The organism is Massilia sp. UYP32, from assembly GCF_050434365.1.
Classification (GTDB): Bacteria; Pseudomonadota; Gammaproteobacteria; order Burkholderiales; family Burkholderiaceae_D; genus Telluria; species Telluria timonae.
Map to the genome: position 1 here is coordinate 24,789 of NZ_JBNDIK010000033.1, position 17,204 is coordinate 41,992.

16 protein-coding genes are annotated in these 17,204 nt (G+C 65.9%); 5 read left to right on the forward strand and 11 right to left on the reverse strand.

What is annotated here, in order from left to right:
• Positions 1-4 precede the first annotated feature (4 nt).
• From otsB to ABIB42_RS22855, 3 genes are all read right to left on the reverse strand, one after another.
• The gene (otsB, locus tag ABIB42_RS22845) at positions 5-778 is read right to left on the reverse strand and encodes a trehalose-phosphatase (RefSeq protein WP_429249030.1); all 774 of its coding nucleotides are present in this window, start codon (positions 776-778) and stop codon (positions 5-7) included.
• The gene (locus tag ABIB42_RS22850) at positions 775-3,036 is read right to left on the reverse strand and encodes an alpha,alpha-trehalose-phosphate synthase (UDP-forming) (protein WP_005662995.1); all 2,262 of its coding nucleotides are present in this window, start codon (positions 3,034-3,036) and stop codon (positions 775-777) included. Before ABIB42_RS22850 ends, otsB begins: the two co-directional genes overlap by 4 nt.
• Positions 3,037-3,142: 106 nt before the next feature.
• Positions 3,143-3,682: a hypothetical protein gene (locus ABIB42_RS22855; RefSeq protein WP_005662998.1), complete on the reverse strand. Its 540-nt coding sequence runs from the start codon at positions 3,680-3,682 to the stop codon at positions 3,143-3,145.
• 123 nt (positions 3,683-3,805) lie between these two features.
• Between ABIB42_RS22855 and ABIB42_RS22860 the strand changes: the two genes are divergently transcribed.
• Together ABIB42_RS22860 and ABIB42_RS22865 are read left to right on the forward strand one after the other, a co-directional pair.
• The gene (locus tag ABIB42_RS22860; RefSeq protein WP_005663000.1) at positions 3,806-4,708 is read left to right on the forward strand and encodes a hypothetical protein; all 903 of its coding nucleotides are present in this window, start codon (positions 3,806-3,808) and stop codon (positions 4,706-4,708) included.
• Positions 4,709-5,137: 429 nt separating this feature from the next.
• Positions 5,138-5,644 (forward strand): host attachment protein, encoded by a 507-nt coding sequence (locus ABIB42_RS22865; RefSeq protein WP_005663003.1) that lies wholly within the window; start codon positions 5,138-5,140, stop codon positions 5,642-5,644.
• A gap of 57 nt (positions 5,645-5,701) precedes the next feature.
• Here the strand turns inward: ABIB42_RS22865 and ABIB42_RS22870 are convergent, their stop codons facing one another.
• Positions 5,702-6,451, reverse strand: a complete 750-nt coding sequence (locus ABIB42_RS22870) for an SDR family NAD(P)-dependent oxidoreductase (RefSeq protein WP_005663005.1) — start codon at positions 6,449-6,451, stop codon at positions 5,702-5,704.
• A gap of 157 nt (positions 6,452-6,608) precedes the next feature.
• On the opposite strand from ABIB42_RS22870, the gene ABIB42_RS22875 reads away from it, so the two are divergent.
• Both ABIB42_RS22875 and ABIB42_RS22880 read left to right on the forward strand, forming a co-directional pair.
• Complete coding sequence (locus ABIB42_RS22875) at positions 6,609-7,514, forward strand: LysR family transcriptional regulator (protein ID WP_314440556.1); 906 nt, start codon at positions 6,609-6,611, stop codon at positions 7,512-7,514.
• Between the two features lie 45 nt (positions 7,515-7,559).
• Entirely contained in the window at positions 7,560-8,102 is a 543-nt protein-coding gene (locus ABIB42_RS22880) for a hypothetical protein (protein ID WP_273036768.1), read from the forward strand.
• Here ABIB42_RS22880 and ABIB42_RS22885 read toward each other — a convergent pair.
• From ABIB42_RS22885 to ABIB42_RS22915, 7 genes are all read right to left on the reverse strand, one after another.
• Positions 8,083-11,382, reverse strand: coding sequence for an SNF2-related protein (locus ABIB42_RS22885; RefSeq protein ID WP_429249031.1), 3,300 nt, complete (start codon positions 11,380-11,382; stop codon positions 8,083-8,085). The genes ABIB42_RS22880 and ABIB42_RS22885 overlap by 20 nt on opposite strands.
• 58 nt (positions 11,383-11,440) lie before the next feature.
• The gene (locus ABIB42_RS22890) at positions 11,441-11,869 is read right to left on the reverse strand and encodes a YgiW/YdeI family stress tolerance OB fold protein (protein WP_429249032.1); all 429 of its coding nucleotides are present in this window, start codon (positions 11,867-11,869) and stop codon (positions 11,441-11,443) included.
• 85 nt (positions 11,870-11,954) lie between these two features.
• Complete coding sequence (locus ABIB42_RS22895; protein ID WP_005663011.1) at positions 11,955-13,121, reverse strand: acyltransferase family protein; 1,167 nt, start codon at positions 13,119-13,121, stop codon at positions 11,955-11,957.
• A gap of 25 nt (positions 13,122-13,146) precedes the next feature.
• Positions 13,147-13,356: a hypothetical protein gene (locus tag ABIB42_RS22900; protein ID WP_005663012.1), complete on the reverse strand. Its 210-nt coding sequence runs from the start codon at positions 13,354-13,356 to the stop codon at positions 13,147-13,149.
• A 62-nt stretch (positions 13,357-13,418) separates the two neighbouring features.
• Positions 13,419-14,783: an ATP-binding protein gene (locus tag ABIB42_RS22905; RefSeq protein WP_005663013.1), complete on the reverse strand. Its 1,365-nt coding sequence runs from the start codon at positions 14,781-14,783 to the stop codon at positions 13,419-13,421.
• Positions 14,773-15,438, reverse strand: a complete 666-nt coding sequence (locus ABIB42_RS22910) for a response regulator (protein ID WP_429249033.1) — start codon at positions 15,436-15,438, stop codon at positions 14,773-14,775. The genes ABIB42_RS22905 and ABIB42_RS22910 overlap by 11 nt, the downstream gene beginning before the upstream one ends.
• Positions 15,439-15,547: 109 nt before the next feature.
• Positions 15,548-15,757, reverse strand: coding sequence for a DUF2945 domain-containing protein (locus ABIB42_RS22915; protein WP_005663015.1), 210 nt, complete (start codon positions 15,755-15,757; stop codon positions 15,548-15,550).
• Between the two features lie 199 nt (positions 15,758-15,956).
• Here ABIB42_RS22915 and ABIB42_RS22920 point away from each other — a divergent pair, with 199 nt between their 5' ends.
• Positions 15,957-17,201 carry a DUF819 domain-containing protein gene (locus ABIB42_RS22920; RefSeq protein WP_005663016.1) on the forward strand — a complete coding sequence of 415 codons (1,245 nt, stop codon included), beginning with the start codon at positions 15,957-15,959 and terminating at the stop codon, positions 17,199-17,201.
• Positions 17,202-17,204 lie beyond the last annotated feature (3 nt).

Sequence of the window (17,204 nt, forward strand, 5' to 3'; positions counted from 1 at the left end):
TTTCCTATGGTGTTGGCGTGGCGGCGGCATGCGCCAGCGCATCGCGCACGGCCTGGCTCGATGCGATGCGACAGCTGGCCGCCGTCGGCCCGGGCCCGACCTTGAGGCCGATGCCACCGATGCGCTGCACGTGATCGAAGCCCGCTTCGTCGGTGGTGTCGTCGCCGATGAACAGCGGCTGAGCGCCGAGGAACGGCGCCTCGGCCAGGAAGTCACGGATCGCCGTGCCCTTGCTGACGCCGGCCGCCTTGATCTCGACGATCATCTTGCCTTCCATCAGCAGCAGGCCCGGGCTGCTGCGCACCGCGTCCGCCATGGTCTCGACGCACAGCGCCTGCAGTTCCGGCGCCTGGCGATAGTGCAGCGCCAGCGCGCCATGCTTTTCCTCGACCCACAGGCCGGGATGGCGCGCCGCCAGCGCCTGCGCCTGGGTGCGCACTGCCGTAAAGTCCGGCGCGGGCAGCTGGCGCAGCACGCCGTCGGCGCCGCGCCGCTCCATGCCGTGCACGCCGGCGGCCGGCAGCACCAGGGGCGCCAGCAGCCGGTCGAGTTCGGCAACCGGGCGGCCCGAGACGATGGCCAGCCGGCCGTCCAGTCGCTGCTGCAGCGCCGCCAGCGAGGCCAGCAACCCGGGCGTCACGACCACCTGGTCGGGGCGCGGCGCGATGTCCACCAGCGTGCCGTCGAAGTCGAGGAACAGCGCGCAATCGGGCGCGGCAAGCAGGTCCAGCGCCGCCTGTTCGTTGGTCAGGATGGTCGCATTCATATGTCCAGTCATGCGTCCCCCTTGCGTACCCGGTTCTGGCTCAGCGAATTGATCCTGGAGCGCACGCGCTCGCGCTGGCGCAGGCGGGCCGCGTCCTGCAGCATGCGGCCGGCCCAGCGGTAGACGTTGAAGTCGCGCACCCGCACGCGCATGCTGCGCATGCGCTCGCGTTGCTCGTCCTGCGGCATGCGCAGCGCGCGGTACAGCGCCTCGGCGCCCTCTTCGATGTGATACGGGTTGACGATCAGCGCCTCGTGCAGCTCGCGCGCGGCGCCGGTGAACTGGCTCAGGATCAACACGCCCTGTTCGTCGTCGCGGGCGGCGATGAATTCCTTCGCCACCAGGTTCATGCCATCGTGCAGGCTAGTCACGCTGCACACCTCGGAAGCGCGGAAATAAGTGCGCAATTGTGCTTGTTCATGGTGTTCGGTCTTGAGGATGATCGGCAGGTAACTGCCGCTGGAAAAGCGCTGGTTGATGCGCTGGGCCAGCGCGCGCACCCGCGCTTCGAAGTTCTGGTATTCGTCGAGCGAGGAGCGGGTGGGCGCCGCGATCTGCACGAAGGTGAACTTGCCGACCATTTCCGGATGCAGCTCGAGCATGCGCTCGACCGCCTGGAAGCGCTCGACGATGCCCTTGGTGTAATCGAGGCGGTCGACGCCGATGCCCAGCAGCTGGTCGGCCGGCAACGCCAGCGCCTGGCGGATCTCGGCGCGGCAAGCCGCCACGTCGCACTCGCCTGGCACGGGCTCGGGCCAGGCGATCGAGATCGGATATGGCTTCACCTGGGTCAGCTCGTTGCCGTAGCTGACGGTCGAGGCCTCGTTCTCGATGCGGGTCTCGAGGTAGCGGTCCACGGTGTCGAGGAAGTTCTTGCGGTGGAACGGCGTGTGGAAGCCGAGGATCGTGCTGCCCAGCATGCCGTCGAGAATCTCTTCGCGCCACGGGCAGATGCCGAACGATTCCGGATTCGGCCAGGGGATGTGCCAGAAGGTGATGATGGTGGCCTTCGGCAGCACAGCGCGCACCATGCGCGGCAGCAGCGCGAAGTGATAGTCCTGCACCAGCACCACCGGGTTGTCGGAACGCGCCTCCGCGATCACGGCGTCGGCGAAGCGCTGGTTGACCCTGACGTATTCGGCCCAGTCGGACGAGCGGAACACCGGCCGCACGTGGGCGATATGGCACAGCGGCCACAGGCCTTCGTTGGCGAAACCGTAGTAATAGCCCTGCTCTTCTTCCTTCGACAGCCAGACCCGGCGCAAGGTGTAGCTTGGATTCTCGGGCGGCACGCGCACATGGTCGTTGGCGTCGACCGTGGCGCGGTCGGCCGAGCCGGCGCCGTGCGCGATCCAGGTGCCGGAGCAGGCGCGCATCACCGCTTCGACCGCCGTCACCAGGCCGCTGGCCGGGCGCTGCACCTTGACGCCATTGGATGTGTTGACGTGAATGTAGGGCTCGCGATTCGATACCACCAGGATCTCGTCGCCCGCCAGGTCCTGGTTCAGCAAGGTCTTCAGCGTGTCGGCGCCCCAGGTCTGGGATTCGACGCCGCTGCCCTGCAGGTCGCGGTTGTATTCGTTGAGCAGTGCGCGCAGTTCGCTGGCCAGCGGCGCGATTTCCGGCGGCATGTCCTTCGACGCGCGCGGCGACAGCTCGCCGCGCAGCATCTCGCGCACGCCGTTGAGCCAGCCGTGCCAGCTCAGGTGCGCGATCAGCACGGTGATCAGGGAGATGGCGCCCGCCAGCACGACGAACAGGCCGACGATGTATTTTTTGGTGTCTTCGCTGCGCCGCTCGATGAAGCTCATGTCCTGCACCAGGATCAGGCGGCCGGCGGAAACGCCGTCCTGGGTCAGCTCACGGCTCGAGACATGGACCGGCCCGCGCGGCAGGCGCACGACCGGATTGGCGTCCTCGCCCTCCGCGGCATTGGCGCCCTGGCGGCAGCCGAGGGACTCCGGGTAGGTATCGGTCTTGTAGCGGAGGGTTCCGTCGGGATCGCAGAAGGCGAGCGCATACAGGCGCTCGTCCTGGATCGCACGGCTGAACGCGTCGTTGATACGCGCGGAATCATTGTCCTCAAGATAGTTGAGCAGCGGCTGTTGCAGCGTGCTCGATACCAGCTGGGAACGCGTATCGAGATCCCGTACGAACCAGCGTACGGTGAGATTTTCCATCCATGGAATCGCGAAATAACCGAACAGCGCCAGCACCAGGGCCAGCGGGACGATGAAGCGCATGGATAGTTGTACCGATCTGAACCGCATGAAGCTCCTTCAAGATAGGACGACATCGCCGACCGCTTGAGTATAGCTATTTGCAAATTATCACGTCGCAACGTTGCGCACTGCAACATACGGCCAGATTCACCATTTATCCCGGTACGCGCTGCAGGACGAATTCGGCGCGCGGCCTGGCATGGCGCTCCAGGCGATACGTCAGGGTCCTGCCATCCTCGCTCAGGCTGACGGTCCAGACGTTCGTTTCCGCGCCGGGCACGAGGTCGGCGGTGTATTTGTCCGCCTGGAACGCCTGGGAGCGCGCGGTGCCGCCCTCCTTCGCCATGCCGCCGTACATGGTGACCTTGTCCGGCGTGCCGTCCGCGTGGCGGTGATCGTGGCGCAGTTCCAGTCCGGCTTGTGGCCTGGTGAAGATCCAGGTGCGCGAACGGTCTTCGCCGACCTGCACCGGCATGCGGATGTCGGTCGGGCTGCAATGGACCTGGGTCGAGATCTTCTTGCCGGCGAATTCATTGTTCGGGTCGACCGCATACGATTGCGCACCTTCGAAGCGCTGGCCGCACATGCCTTGCAGCGTCGCCATGAACTGATCGCGCGAATCGCTCGGGGCCGGGGTGGCGGCGCAGCCGGCGATCAGGGTGGCGGCGGCAATGACGGGAAGGATGGCTTTCATTGGATTCCGGTTGTTATTGAACGAATAGCAAGAGTAACACGGCAGGGCTTGCAAAAATCCTGCTTGCTTCCTCGCTTATATTCCTTGCACACTGACATCTCCCACATGCAAGATAGGATCACGATGTCCGTTTCCCTTACCGTGCGCCGCACCGGCGCCCTGCTCTTCGCCATCTCCGCAATGAGTCTTTCCCCGCTGGCCTGCGCCACCACCATCCTCTTCGTCGGCAACAGTTTTACCTACGGCGCCGGCGCGCCGGCGGTCAACGGCTTCCGCCCGCACACGGTGAGCGACCTGAACGGCACGAAGATCGGCGGCGTGCCGGCGCTGTTCAAGGCGATGACGGAGCAGGCGGGACTGGACTACGAGGTGAGCCTGGAAACGGAAGGCGGCGCCGGCCTCGATTTCCACTACAAGCAGCGCCACGGCCTCATCGTGAAACCGTGGGATATCGTGCTGCTGCAAGGGTATAGCACGCTGGACCAGGACGCGCCCGGCGACCCCGCCAAGCTGATCCATTACAGCGGCCTGCTGGCCCAGGCTTTCCACCAGCAAAATCCGCAGGTCGACGTCCGCCTGACCGCAACCTGGTCGCGCGCCGACCAGACCTGGCTGCCGAGCGGCGTCTGGTACGGCAAGCCGATCCGGCAGATGGCGCTGGACGTGCGCCGCGGCCATGACGCGGCCCATGCCGCTTCGCGCTTCATCAGCGGCGTGATTCCGGTCGGCGAAGCATGGAACCGCGCGATCGCCAGCGGCGTGGCCGCCGCCAATCCCTATCACGGCATACCCGCCGGCCAGGTCAACCTATGGGGAGACGACGCCTATCATGGCAGCGCCCATGGCTATTATCTGGAAGCGCTGACCATCTTCGGCAGCATCACTGGACGCGATCCGCGCTCGCTCGGCGCCGGCGACGCGATCGCGCGCGAGATCGGCATCGACGCGCGCACCGCCGCCGCCCTGCAGGACATCGCGGCGGAACAGCTGGCTTCCGAGAAAGTCCCGGAACCGGCCCTGCCCTGACGTTTGCCACGACCCATTCGCCGGACACACAAAAGAGAACGCCACCTGGACGGTGGCGTTTTCTTTTGTGCGACCAACATGCGTCAGCCGAAAATGAAGTACAGGATAACGAGCACGACAGCAGGAATCCCCAGCAGCCAACCGATGAAATACTTACCCATGATGAACTCCTTCCAATGCTTGTTGACGATGGATTCATGATGCCGCGCACGAACAGTACGGTCGGTTAGCTACAGCACGCCCCAAGGAAATTGATTTAGCGCCTGTTTCGATGGAGCAAGTCACGCACGCCAGAGAAGGCGGTGCGCCGGGCATTTTCACGCAGGGCTATACTGAATCATCACTTGTCGCCATGCAGAAGTCCTGGCTCAACATTATCGGGACGATGTAGCGGGCGATTGCCATCACACCATTTTTACAGGGGGTAATATGCCAACAACCTGGACGATCGCAGCCAATGCCGGCCGTGCACGCATCTTTTCCGACGCCGATAACGCGGCATCCTTGCAAGAGGTCGAAGACCTGGTCAATCCGGCCGCGCAACAGCGCGAGCTGGACATTGTCACCGACAAGATGAGCCCGCGTTCCGCGCAGAACAGCGGCCACAATATCGGCGGCGGACAAGGCGGCGGATTCCAGCATGCCGCGCCTGCCGGCGCGCAAGGCAACGATTACCAGCCGGCCGTCACGCCGACCGAGCACGAGACGCAGAAATTCGCCAAGGATGTGTCGAACTACCTGCAGCAGGCACACCAGGCCGGCCGCTTCGAACAGCTGGTGGTATCGGCGTCGCCCGAATTCCTGGGCGTGCTTCGCTCGACCATCGACCCGCAGCTCAAATCGCTGATCAAGCGCGAAGTCAACAAGGACTACACGCGTTCGAACGGCCAGGAATTGCGCGCGCAGCTCGACGCGCACCAGGACAAGTCGGCGTAAGCAGTCGCCGCGCCGGACGTAAGGCCCGCCCCGGTGGCGGGCCTTTTGCATGGCGCCTCAGACCTGGACCATGCCGCCGTCGACGAACAACTCGATGCCGTTGATGTAGCTGGCGGCGTTCGAGGCCAGGAAGGTCACGGCCTTGCCGATTTCTTCCGGCTCGCCCAGGCGCCCCATCGGCACTTGCGCGGCCAGGTGGTCGAACAGGCCCTGGCGGCCGGCGTCGTCGACCAGCCCGCCCAGGCCCGGGGTGCGGATCGGACCGGGACTGATGACGTTCACGCGGATGCCGCGCTCCTTCAAGTCCATCGCCCACGAGCGGGCGAAGTTGCGCACCGCCGCCTTGCTGGCGCTGTAGACGCTGAAGCCCGCGGTGCCCTGCACCGAAGTCGTCGACGCGGTCAGGACGATCGCGCCGCCGTCGACCAGCAGCGGCAGCGCCTTCTGCACGGTGAACAGCAGGCCGCGCACATTGGTCGCGAAGATGCGGTCGAAGTGCTCTTCGGTGATGGCGCCGAGCGGCATCATGTCGCCGCCGCCGGCATTGGCGAACAGGATGTCGAGACGCCCCGCGTCGCGCGCGATCTGCGCATACACCTTGTCGAGGTCGGCCAGGCTCGACGCATCGGCGCGGATGCCGGTGGCGGCCGGGCCGATCGCCTCGACCGCGGCGTCCAGCTCGTTCTGGCGACGGCCGGTGACGTAGACGCGCGCGCCCTGGGCCGCGAATTCGCGCGCCGTCGCCAGCCCGATGCCCGTGGTGCCGCCGGTGACGAGGGCGATCTTGCCGTTCAGTTGGGTGTTCATGGTATGTCCTTTCAGTAGTCGGGGTCCGTTGTGTGCCTGTCGCGTCGCGAAGGCATGGATGAACTTTAACGACCGCTCGTTTATTGATAAATCCTGAAAAGTGAAATACATTATTTACACATGTAGATAATGAGAACGTTTTTCGGGAAGGACACTCTTGGACCAGTTACTCGCCCTGCGCGCCTTCGGCCGCGTGGTGGAAGCCGGCAGCTTCACCCGCGCCGCCGATTCGCTGAACATGCCGAACGCCACCTTGAGCAAGCTGGTGCGCGAACTGGAAACGCACCTCGGTGTGCGGCTGCTGCAGCGGACCACGCGCCGCGTCACGGTCACGCCGGAGGGACGCGACTACTACGAGAAGACAGGGCGCATCCTGGCCGACCTGGAAGAGATCGACACCTCCTTCGATATCGCCCGCGGCAAGCCGCGTGGCCAGCTACGCATCGACATCGGCTCGTCGACGGCCAGCGACGTGCTGCTGCCGGCGCTGCCCGAATTCCTGGCGCGCTATCCCGACATCCGCATCGAGCTCGGCGTCTCGGACCGGGCCGCGGACCTGATCGCCGACAACGTCGACTGCGTCATCCGCGGCGGCGCGCTGAACGACTCGTCGTTGGTGGCGCGCAGCATCGGCCAGGCCACGATGGTCACCTGCGCGGCGCCGTCCTACCTGAAGCAGTTCGGCACGCCGGCCTATCCGGACGAACTGAAAAACGGCCATCGCCTCGTCAGCTATGTCCTGACCACGAATGGCCGCGCCCTGCCGTTCAGGTTCGCGCGCGGCGGCGAGAGCGTGGAAATCAAGGTGGAGCACCGGGTCGGCATCAATGAAAGCAATGCGCACCTGGCCGCCGCCGTGGCCGGGCTCGGCATCGTCCAGACCTTCAGCTATTGCGCCGGCAAGCACCTGCGGGATGGGTCGCTGGTCGAGATCCTGGCCGACTGGCGCCCGGCCGGCTTTCCCTTCCACGTGGTGTATCCGCAGAACCGCCACCTGACGCAGCGCCTGCGTGTGTTCATCGACTGGCTGACAAACAGCTTCCCGCAGCGTGTCAGTGAATGAGCGGCCACGGTTGCCCATGATGATGCCCTGCGGTACGCTTGCCGCATGCACATCAGTGAATCACCCACCCATACCCTCGAGCTACGCGTGCGCGAACTGCAGCAGCTGTTCAATTCGCTCGATCCGGCGCCTTTCCTGAACAAGGACCTCGACCACGCCTGCGAGGCCTACATCGAGAACTGGGCGCTGTCGCTGCCGCCGGCCAGCCTCCTGCACCTGAACATCCACGTCGAGCAGTTGCCGCCAGTGGGACAGGCTGGCGACATGGTCGCGGACGCGATCCATAACTACTACGGCTACAAGGTGGAACTGGTGCGCGGCGAGCTGAAGCAACTGCTGCGCCAGGGCCGCATCAGCCTGGCGATCGGGGTGGCCTTCGTCGTCAGCTGCCTGTTGCTGGCGGCAGCCATCGAGACGTTTTCCAGCGGTCACTTCGCCAGGATCGCGCGCGAGAGCCTGACCATCATCGGCTGGGTGGCGATGTGGCGGCCGGCCCAGATCTTCCTGTACGACTGGTGGCCGCTGACCGGGCGCATCAAGGTGTTCGAGAACCTGCGCTTCGCGCGCGTCAGCGTGGTGCAGGACTAGCATCCAGGGAGAAAATGGCGCGCAAGTCGTCCGCCTGCAGACCCGGCGCCAGTTCGGTCTCTTCCTCATTGCTCAGCACCGCATCGGCCAGCTCACCCTTGCGCCACTGCAGCTCCTGGATTTTTTCTTCCAGCGTGCCGCGCGCGATCAGCTTGTAGACGAAGACCGGCTGCTGCTGGCCGATGCGCCAGGCGCGGTCGGTGGCCTGGTTCTCGGTGGCCGGGTTCCACCAGGGGTCGTAATGGATGACGGTGTCGGCCGCCGTCAGGTTGAGCCCTACCCCGCCGGCCTTCAGGCTGATCAGGAACACCCCGACCTGCCCCTGCTGGAAGGCGGCGACCGGGGCGGCGCGGTCGAGCGTGCTGCCGGTAAGCTCGACGAAGTCGGTGCCGCGCTCGCGCAATGCGGCGCCGACCAGCGCCAGCATGCTGGTGAACTGCGAGAACACCAGAACCTTGCGGCCTTCACTGGTCAAGGTGTCGAGCAACTCCATCAGCGTATCGAGCTTGGCCGAGCCGGTCACGCTCATTGGTTCGATCAGGCGTGGATCGCAGCATACCTGGCGCAGCTTGAGCAGGGCCTCGAGGATCACGATGTGGCTGCGCGCCAGTCCCTTGCGGTCGATCTCGGCCCGCACCTTGCGGTCCATCGCCACCCGCACCGTCTCGTACAGGTCGCGCTGCGCGCTGCCCAGCTCGACCGGCAGCACGATCTCGGTCTTGGGCGGGAGTTCGGTGGCCACCTTGTCCTTGGTCCGGCGCAGCATGAAGGGTTTGACGCGGCGCGCCAGGAAATCCTTGCGCTGCACGTCGTTCCCCTGCTCGATCGGCTTGCGGTAATCGGCCTTGAAGGATTTCTCGTCGCCCAACAGGCCCGGCATCAGGAAGTTGAACTGCGACCAGAGTTCGCCCAGGTGGTTCTGCACCGGCGTGCCGGTCAGGCACAGGCGATGGCGGGCATCGAGCAGGCGCGCGGTCTGCGCGGCCTTGGTGCGGCTGTTCTTGATGTACTGCGCTTCATCCAGGATCATGAGGTGGTAGCGGTGCCGGCGCAACGCTTCTTCGTCGCGGCCCAGCAAGGCATAGGTGGTCAGCACCAGGTCGTGCTCGCCGATGGCGTCGAACTGCGCGGCGCGCTCCTTGCCGTGCAGGAGCAGCACCCGCAGGCCGGGCGCGAAGCGCGCGGCTTCGGCCTGCCAGTTCGGCATCAGGCTGGTCGGCGCCACGACCAGGGCCGGCGCATCGAGCCGCCCGGCCTCTTTTTCGCACAGGATGTGGGCCAGGGTCTGGACCGTTTTTCCCAACCCCATGTCGTCGGCCAGGATGCCGCCGAAGCCGTATTCGCGCAGGAACTGCAGCCAGGCCAGGCCGCCCAGCTGGTAGGGCCGCAAGGACGCCTGCAAGCCCGCGGGCGGCGCGACCGCCTGGATGCCGCCGAAACTGTCGAGCTTGCGGCCCAGCTCGCGCAGGCGCTCGCCACCGATCCAGCGCAGCCGCGCGGCGCGCTCCAGTTCGGCCAGGCGCGCGGCATCCATGGCCGGCAGGCGCACTCCATTGCCCAGGCGCTCGCCGAAGTACAGCTCGCCCAAGGTGGTCAGGATCGGTTTGACGCGACCCCACGGCAGGGCGACGCGCTCGAAGGTGTCCAGCTCGACCAGCAGGTGTTCCTCGTCGCCGCGCGCGGCCAGCGCCGCCGGGGTGAAGTCGCGCGGCGCGGCGCGCACCATCTGCACCAGCAGGGGCAACACGGCATGGCGCTCGCCGCCGACGACGATGCCCAGCTCGAGCGAGAACCAGCCATTGCCGCCCTCGCCTTCTTCGTCGAGCTCCGCATACCAGTCGTCGACTTCGGCCAGGTCGTAGCGGTAGTTGCCATCGAAATCGATCTCCCATCCGGCCGCACGCAGGCGTGGGATATCACGACGTGCGAAAGCGACCCAGGCCGCTTCGTCGTCCAGTTGCAGCGCATCGGGCAACTCGCCCAGCGGGGAACCGGCTGGCGGCGCGCGGAAACCGAGATCGGCCAGCACGGCGGCGGCCGCCGCTTCGGCGGCGAGATCGCGCTCGATGAGCTGGACGACGCCATCCTCCACCGTGCGCAGGACCGGCTCGTCCACACCGTCCGTGCTGCAGCCGTCGTACTCGAAATAAGGAATCGCGTAGTCATGCCAGATCAGGTCCCGGCCCGGGTCGGTATATCCGCTGTCGAGGAGCAGGCAGGGGATGGGGACGATGTCGCTGCGGCGCCGCGTCTCGATTGCCTGTGGCAGCGGCACCAAACGGTCCAGGCCGAGATCGGCAAGGCGCAAGGCCATGCCGGCGCGCTGCTCGGGGTGCAGCGCGGGCGCCTCGGCCGCCACGCTCACCAGCAAGGCCGGAGGAAATTGCGCGAGCGACGGCGGCAAGGCCAGCTCGCCGAGCATGTCATCCTCGAGGTAGTACGGCGGGTCGGTCGGCAGCACCGCATCTGGCGCGCCGGCATCGTCGAACTGCCAGCCCAATGTCACGGCATCGCCGAATTGTTCGGCGGATCGCCAGCACAGGCTCGCCTGGCGCCGCGGCCCGGGCCGCATGAGATAGACCCTCCCCCGCCGCATGTCGTCGTCCGACCAGCCAAACAGCAGCCTTCCCGCGCTACACAAGCGCCCAAGCAACTGCGCGCCGATCGGCCCCGATGGCGCGGCGCCGCTGGCGACCACCCGGCCTGCCTTCAACGCCACGAACAGCCGCAGGAATTCCTCTTCGCCAGGCAATGCCGGGGAGCCGATCATTGCATGAATATCGTTGATCGGGAGGGTGGTGGAAATATCGCCGTTCTTGCGCCGGCGCGCGAGGCGCACGTGCAGACGCGGCGCGCCCGTGGCCGGGTCGGGCGCCAGCACCCAGGCCAGGTCCGATTCGGAGGCGCCGCCGGAAGATGCGTCCACGGCGGCCGGCAAGCTCGCCAGCTGCTGCAGCCAGCGCTCGGTCAGCGCGGCTACCGCTTGCGGCGACCTGGCAGCCGCCACCGCATCCAGGTCCGTCAGCAGCACGGCAACCACATGCTTGCAGTTATAGCTCATGGGACAGCTGCAACTGCCCTGGAAGCCGATGCCGCCCCGCTCGGCGCGGAAGCGGATGGTCTGGCGATACAGTTCGCCGCCGCTGCCGCCGACTTCGCCGACGAGCCGGTCGCCGTCGCGGCGCGCCATCCGCACCTTGCCCTTGCGCGCGACATCTTCCCCGCGCTGCAGGGTGCCGGTGTCGAAGTTGCGCGTCAGGTCGGCGTGATCGTAGTACATGGGCGGCGTGGCGTGGCGGTCAAACCGCCATTATCGCCCACGCCTGCCGCATGGGGACTCAGTTGCTCACGACCTTGATCTGCTCGACGTCCAGCGTCGATTCGCCGAACATCTCCTTGTCGAACTCGCCGGTCAGCTCGACCAGGGTGTTGTGGTCGACCGTCACGCCCTGCGGGAAGCGGTCGGCGTCGATCTCGACGGTGATCTTGCCGCTGGCGTCGGTGAACTCATAGTCCTCGTCGCCCTTGTGGCTGGTCAGCTTGCCTTTCAGGCGCACGTACTGGTCGTCCTTGCCCTTGGCCAGCAAGTCTTTCGCCGTCATCAGCGGGGCGCCGGACGGGCCGGTATAGCCCGATGGCGCCGGCTTGGCGGCCGGTGCGGCGACTGCCGCGGGAGCGGCGGCAGGCGCCGCGCCATTCTGGGCGACGGCGACGGCCGAACCGGCGAACAATGCGGCGATGCAAGAGAACTGGAATAAGCGTTTCATGGTCGGTCCTTTGTCTGGTCTGTTGGGTTCGCCTGCGTCCTGGGCAGGCACAGGCGCATTACAACGGCCGGACATTAAACCGATCTTAAGAGGCCTGGAGACGCTGGCGTTTGCCATTGAGCAGCACCCCGATGAAGGTGTTACGCACGAACAGGTGATAGGTCAGCAGGCAGGCGACTGTCGTGACGATGAGGTTCAGCGTCATCTTGGCGAGGGCGCCCAGCGGCAAGCTGTATACCATGGCGCCGAAGCCGATCGTTCCCAGCATGTGCATCAGAAATACCCAGTACGAACTCTCGGACACATAACGCAGCAAGCGGTTCTGGTTCGACACATAGCGCAAGAACAGGCCGATCAGCGCGAAGCTCCACAGCCAACTGGCCAGGTTGTAGAAAAAGGCGATCCACATCTCGACGTTGGGCACAGTCCCGGGCCTGGTGACGAAGGCGATAAACAGGCCGAGTACGCCTGTGAATACGACACCGCCGGCAATCGCGTTGCGCCAGCCACTGCCTATGAGCCGTGGGAACAGCGCATCCTGGTGCCGATGTGCGAGCAATCCGAACACGAAGAACAGGCCGTTGTGCACGACCTCGGCCGCTTGCGGGATGAAAGAGCCGCTGGAAGCGAGCATGCCGGCCCGGTAGCCTGCGCCGACGGCTGCCAGCGGAACCGTAAGCACCAGGGCGCCCCACCAATGCGTGGTCAGCGCTGTGAAGACACGGTCGACCAGGCCTTGCAGTCCGGCGGGCGCCTTGGCCCACAGCGGCGCCAGCGCCGCGGTCAGCACGCAGAACCAGATCAGATAATAGATGAACCACATATGCATCGTGTTGAACGGTGTCGCGCCGGCGCTCTTGTTCGCCAGCAGCCGCAGATCGATGCCGACCGTCCCGCGCGCCATGATGTGCAAGTAGACGAGCATCAGGACGGTGGTGCAGATGATCAGGATCGGCCAGAAGATCGCGAACGGCAGCAGCAGCCGCCGCATGCGGTGCCTGAGCATGCCCAGCGCCCCACGGCGCGCGACAAGGAATGCGACGAAGAAGCCGGCCAGGATGAAGAACACTGGCATCCGAAAGGCGTGGATGAACATCAGGACGAAGTCGGCCAGCGGTGTTGTCTGCGAATCGCGCCATGGCAGGGGCGATTGACCGGTCGTATGGTTGAGGGCGACGTGGAGAACGATGCCAAGCCACATCATGATTGCGCGAAGATTGTCGAACGCGTGCAGCCGGCCAGGTTGGTCCATGGTCGCTTTCAGTGGTTTTCCCTGCTCAGGATGCGTCGTCCTGGCGCTCCTCTTTACGCATCAATAATCCGATGCGTTTCTTCTTCTTTTTCACGACGACAGCCTGCTCCTGCGCCGGCTTGGTGGCCGGCGGCGGGGCGACCGGCAATGGAAAGCCCAGGAAAGCCATGACGAAAAAGATCGGCAGAAGAACGTAAAACAGGGGCCGCTTCCAGTTCAGTTTCTGTTTTAGCATGCCCCGCACATAATGCCGAGTTGGCTTAATACAAGTACCAACATTTACCCAAGGTGGATAATCTAGAGAGAGGGCAGGTCCAGCGTCACGCCCAGGCCGCGGCCATCGATCCCGGGCCCGAACGCCAGCACGATGCCGTGCAGGTCGGCGATGCGCTTGACGATCGACAGTCCGAGCCCGCTGCCCTGCCGCCCCTGCCCCAGCACGCGGAAGAAACGCTCGGTCAGGCGCTGGCGGCTGTCGGCATCGACGCCGGGGCCGTCGTCGCGCACCACGATGCGCGCGTGGCCGGCGTGGGGCACGGCCGCGATCTCGATCCGGCTGTCGTCCGGGCAGTAGCGCAACGCGTTGTCGACCAGGTTGCGCAGCACGATCTCGAGCATCTGCGGATCGGCCTGCACCTCGTGCACCTCGCAGCGCAGGGCCAGCACGATGCCGCGCGCGGCCGCCTCCTGCGCATGCATGGCGGCCACGCGCTCGAACAACGGCGCCAGCAGGACCGGCTGGCGCACCAGCTGCTCGCGCGCCAGCGGATCCAGGCGCGCCAGCGTCAAGAGGCTGTCGACCAGCGCCGTCAGGCGCGCGATGTCCTGGCGCAGCTTCTGGAACGGCGCGGCCAGCTCGGGATGCTGACGCTGCAGCAGCTGCACGTGCATATGCAGGCCGGCCAGTGGCGTGCGCAGCTCGTGGGCGGCGTCGGCGGTGAAGCGGCGCTCGGCCTGCAGGGCCGCGTCCAGCCGTCCCAGTACGCCGTTGAGCGCCTGCACGATCGGCAGCACCTCGCGCGCCTGGCCCGCGGTCGGCACCTGGGCCAGGTCGTCGGGCGTCTTGGCCGCGATGCTGGCGGCGGTGCGGCGCAAGGGTTTGAGGACGCGGCCGGTCAGGATCCAGCACACCAGCGCCAGCAGCAGCAGGAAACCCAACACCGGCAGCCACAGCGAATCGGCCAGTTCTTCCAGGATGTCGTACCGTTTATCCACCTGCTGGCCGACCTGCACCTCGAAGTTGCGGGCCTCGTCGCGCACCACGAACACGCGCCAGCGCTCGCCATTGGCCAGCGCCTCGGCGAAGCCGTTGTCATCGTCGAAATTGGACACGAAGGGGCGCAACGGCGCATCGCCGGTGCGCTGGATCACGCGAGCGTCGACCACGATCTGGTACTGCATGTCGACCTTGCGGCCGTGCGCGCCGCCCGCTCCCGCCTGCGGCAGCAGGCCGCGTTCGTTCCAGTCGGTGGTGGCGGCCATGATCATGTAGCCCGACTCTTCCAGCGCGTCGTCGAACACCTCGTTGGTTTCCTGCCAGGCGATCACGGTGACGATGCCCAGGCTCGCCAGCCACAGCACGGTGCTGGCGGCGACGATGACGGCCAGCAGGCGCCGCCGCAGCGACCACGGCGCATCCTTGTCGCTTGCCTTATTCGCCATCGTTCTTCAACCGGTAACCCAGGCCGCGCACCGTCACGATGCTGTCGCCCCCAAACTTCTTGCGCAGGTTGTGGATGTACACCTCGATCGCATTGCTTTCCACCTCGTCGCCCCAGCCGTACAGGGTTTCCTCGATCTGGGCGCGGGTGACGATGGAGTTCTTCCTCAATAGCAGCGCGTACAGCACATTGTATTCGCGCGCGGTCAGCGCGACCGGCTGGCCGCCCAGGGTGGCCTGTTTGGTGTCGAGGTTGAGGGCGATGCCGGCGTGCCGCAGCGCATTGCTGACCTGGTTGGCGCCGCGCCGCACGGCGGCGCGGATGCGGGCCGACATTTCTTCGAGCTCGAACGGCTTGACCAGGTAGTCGTCGGCGCCCAGGTCCAGCCCCTCGACCCGGTCGGCCAGCGCATTGAAGGCGGTGATCAGGATCACCGGCACGCCGTTGCCGGCCGCGCGCAGCCGCGCCAGCAGGTCGTCGCCGGACAGGCCGGGCAGGCCGCGGTCGAGCAGCACGCAGTCGTAATGGTGGGTCTTGAGGGCGGTGTCGGCCGAGTCGCCGCGCTGGACCCAGTCCACCGCGTGCTGGTCCAGGCGCAGCCAAGCCTGGATGGTTTCGCCAAGAGAGGTATCGTCTTCGACCAACAGGATGCGCATGCGAGGTTCCGGCAACTGGGGAACGCCAGTATGGCGCAGGTCGGGAAAAAAGTCCGACCCGCCGCCGAGCATGCCGCGCGAAGGTGAAGCGAATCTTAAGCGCAGTCCATCATACCTTCTTGAGCGATCCCGGCTTGTGCGCCGCCTCGGCCCCGGTCTTGTCGCTGGCCACCAGGTATTCGGGCTTATCCTTCGACGCCGCCACGTGGTGGCCCTTGATGTCGGTCGGCGTGGTCAGCTTTTTCTTGACCTTGCCCGTGACCGTGCCTTGCGACGACTTCCACTGCACCTTGTCACCTGCCTTGAATGTGCCAGCCATGATGCCTCCTGAATGTGATGTGGACCTATTTCACCATGCTTCGAGCCCGTGCCCGCGCATGTGAGCGAGACAAACGGGAGACAAGCGCCACGTTTTTGGCTTGCCGTAAAGACATGATTTTCAAGACAAAAACTGTAGAATGCGCCGTCCAGCCGCATTGGCGGCGGGCTCGCCGATCCACCCTTTACCTGGACCTACGATGCAATCTGTCTCTCCGCTAGTCACCAACGATGCCGTCGTCCTCGGCATGCTGGCCGTCATCCTCGGCGCCGTCTTCTGGAGCGCTTCCCGCAAATCCGGTTTCTGGCACAAGTTCTACACCTATGTGCCGGCCCTGCTGCTGTGCTACCTGATCCCGGCGCTGCTCAACACGGCGGGGATCATCGATGGCAATGCTTCTTCGCTGTATCCGGTGGCGCGCGACTACCTGCTGCCGACGGCGCTGGTGCTGCTGTGCGTGGCGATCGACTTCGGCGCCGTCCTGCGGCTCGGCCCGAAGGCCATCATCATGTTCCTGACCGGCACCCTGGGCGTGATGCTGGGCGCCATCGTGTCTTTCCTCGCGATGGACTTCATCCATCCCGAAACCGTGGCCGGCGACACCTGGCGCGGCATGACCACGGTGGCCGGCTCCTGGATCGGCGGCGGCGCCAACCAGGCCGCGATGAAGGAAGTGTTCGAGGTCGAAGCGACCCTGTTCGGCCAGTTCGTGGCGGTCGACGTGCTGGTCGCCAACGTCTGGATGGCGGTGCTGCTGTTCCTGGCCAGCCGCGCCCAGGCCTTCGACCGCTGGACCGGCGCCGACGTCTCCGCCATCAACGCGCTCAAGGAAAAGATCGAGCATTACCAGGCCGAGCACGCGCGCATTCCGACGCTCACCGACGTGATGGTGGTGCTGGCCGTGGGCCTGGGCGCGACCGGCCTGTCGCATGCGCTGACCGGCCCCACCGTGGCCTGGATCTCGAGCCTGCCGGCCGAATGGCGCCTGCAGGACTACAGCCTGACCTCGAACTTCTTCTGGATCGTGGTGTATGCCACCACCTTCGGCCTGCTGCTGAGCTTTACGCGGGCGCGCAAGCTGGAAGGCGCCGGCGCCTCGACCATCGGTTCGGCCATGCTGTACATCCTGGTGGCGACCATCGGCATGCACATGGACCTGAACGCGCTGCTCGACCGCCCATGGCTGTTCCTGCTGGGCCTGATCTGGATCGCGGTGCACGGCGGCCTGATGCTGCTGGTGGCCAAGCTGATCCGGGCGCCGCTGTTCTTCATGGCGGTCGGCTCGCAGGCCAATATCGGCGGCGCCGCCTCGGCGCCGGTGATCGCCAGCGCCTTCCATCCGGCGCTGGCCCCGGTCGGGGTGCTGCTGGCGGTGATCGGCTATGCGCTCGGCACCTACTGCGCCTACCTCACCGGCCTGCTGCTGCGGATGCTGGCCACCTGACTT

Bases quoted from the DNA above. Each gene is read 5' to 3' on its own strand.
- ABIB42_RS22865 (WP_005663003.1), top strand. From the start codon at position 5,138: ATGCCAACAACCTGGACGATCGCAGCCAATGCCGGCCGTGCACGCATC.
- ABIB42_RS22910 (WP_429249033.1), bottom strand. From the start codon at position 15,438: ATGCGCATCCTGTTGGTCGAAGACGATACCTCTCTTGGCGAAACCATC.
- ABIB42_RS22885 (WP_429249031.1), bottom strand. From the start codon at position 11,382: ATGTACTACGATCACGCCGACCTGACGCGCAACTTCGACACCGGCACC.
- ABIB42_RS22920 (WP_005663016.1), top strand. From the start codon at position 15,957: ATGCAATCTGTCTCTCCGCTAGTCACCAACGATGCCGTCGTCCTCGGC.
- ABIB42_RS22870 (WP_005663005.1), bottom strand. From the start codon at position 6,451: ATGAACACCCAACTGAACGGCAAGATCGCCCTCGTCACCGGCGGCACC.
- ABIB42_RS22860 (WP_005663000.1), top strand. From the start codon at position 3,806: ATGTCCGTTTCCCTTACCGTGCGCCGCACCGGCGCCCTGCTCTTCGCC.
- ABIB42_RS22855 (WP_005662998.1), bottom strand. From the start codon at position 3,682: ATGAAAGCCATCCTTCCCGTCATTGCCGCCGCCACCCTGATCGCCGGC.
- otsB (WP_429249030.1), bottom strand. From the start codon at position 778: ATGACTGGACATATGAATGCGACCATCCTGACCAACGAACAGGCGGCG.
- ABIB42_RS22915 (WP_005663015.1), bottom strand. From the start codon at position 15,757: ATGGCTGGCACATTCAAGGCAGGTGACAAGGTGCAGTGGAAGTCGTCG.
- ABIB42_RS22895 (WP_005663011.1), bottom strand. From the start codon at position 13,121: ATGGACCAACCTGGCCGGCTGCACGCGTTCGACAATCTTCGCGCAATC.
- ABIB42_RS22850 (WP_005662995.1), bottom strand. From the start codon at position 3,036: ATGCGGTTCAGATCGGTACAACTATCCATGCGCTTCATCGTCCCGCTG.
- ABIB42_RS22890 (WP_429249032.1), bottom strand. From the start codon at position 11,869: ATGAAACGCTTATTCCAGTTCTCTTGCATCGCCGCATTGTTCGCCGGT.
- ABIB42_RS22880 (WP_273036768.1), top strand. From the start codon at position 7,560: ATGCACATCAGTGAATCACCCACCCATACCCTCGAGCTACGCGTGCGC.
- ABIB42_RS22900 (WP_005663012.1), bottom strand. From the start codon at position 13,356: ATGCTAAAACAGAAACTGAACTGGAAGCGGCCCCTGTTTTACGTTCTT.
- ABIB42_RS22905 (WP_005663013.1), bottom strand. From the start codon at position 14,783: ATGGCGAATAAGGCAAGCGACAAGGATGCGCCGTGGTCGCTGCGGCGG.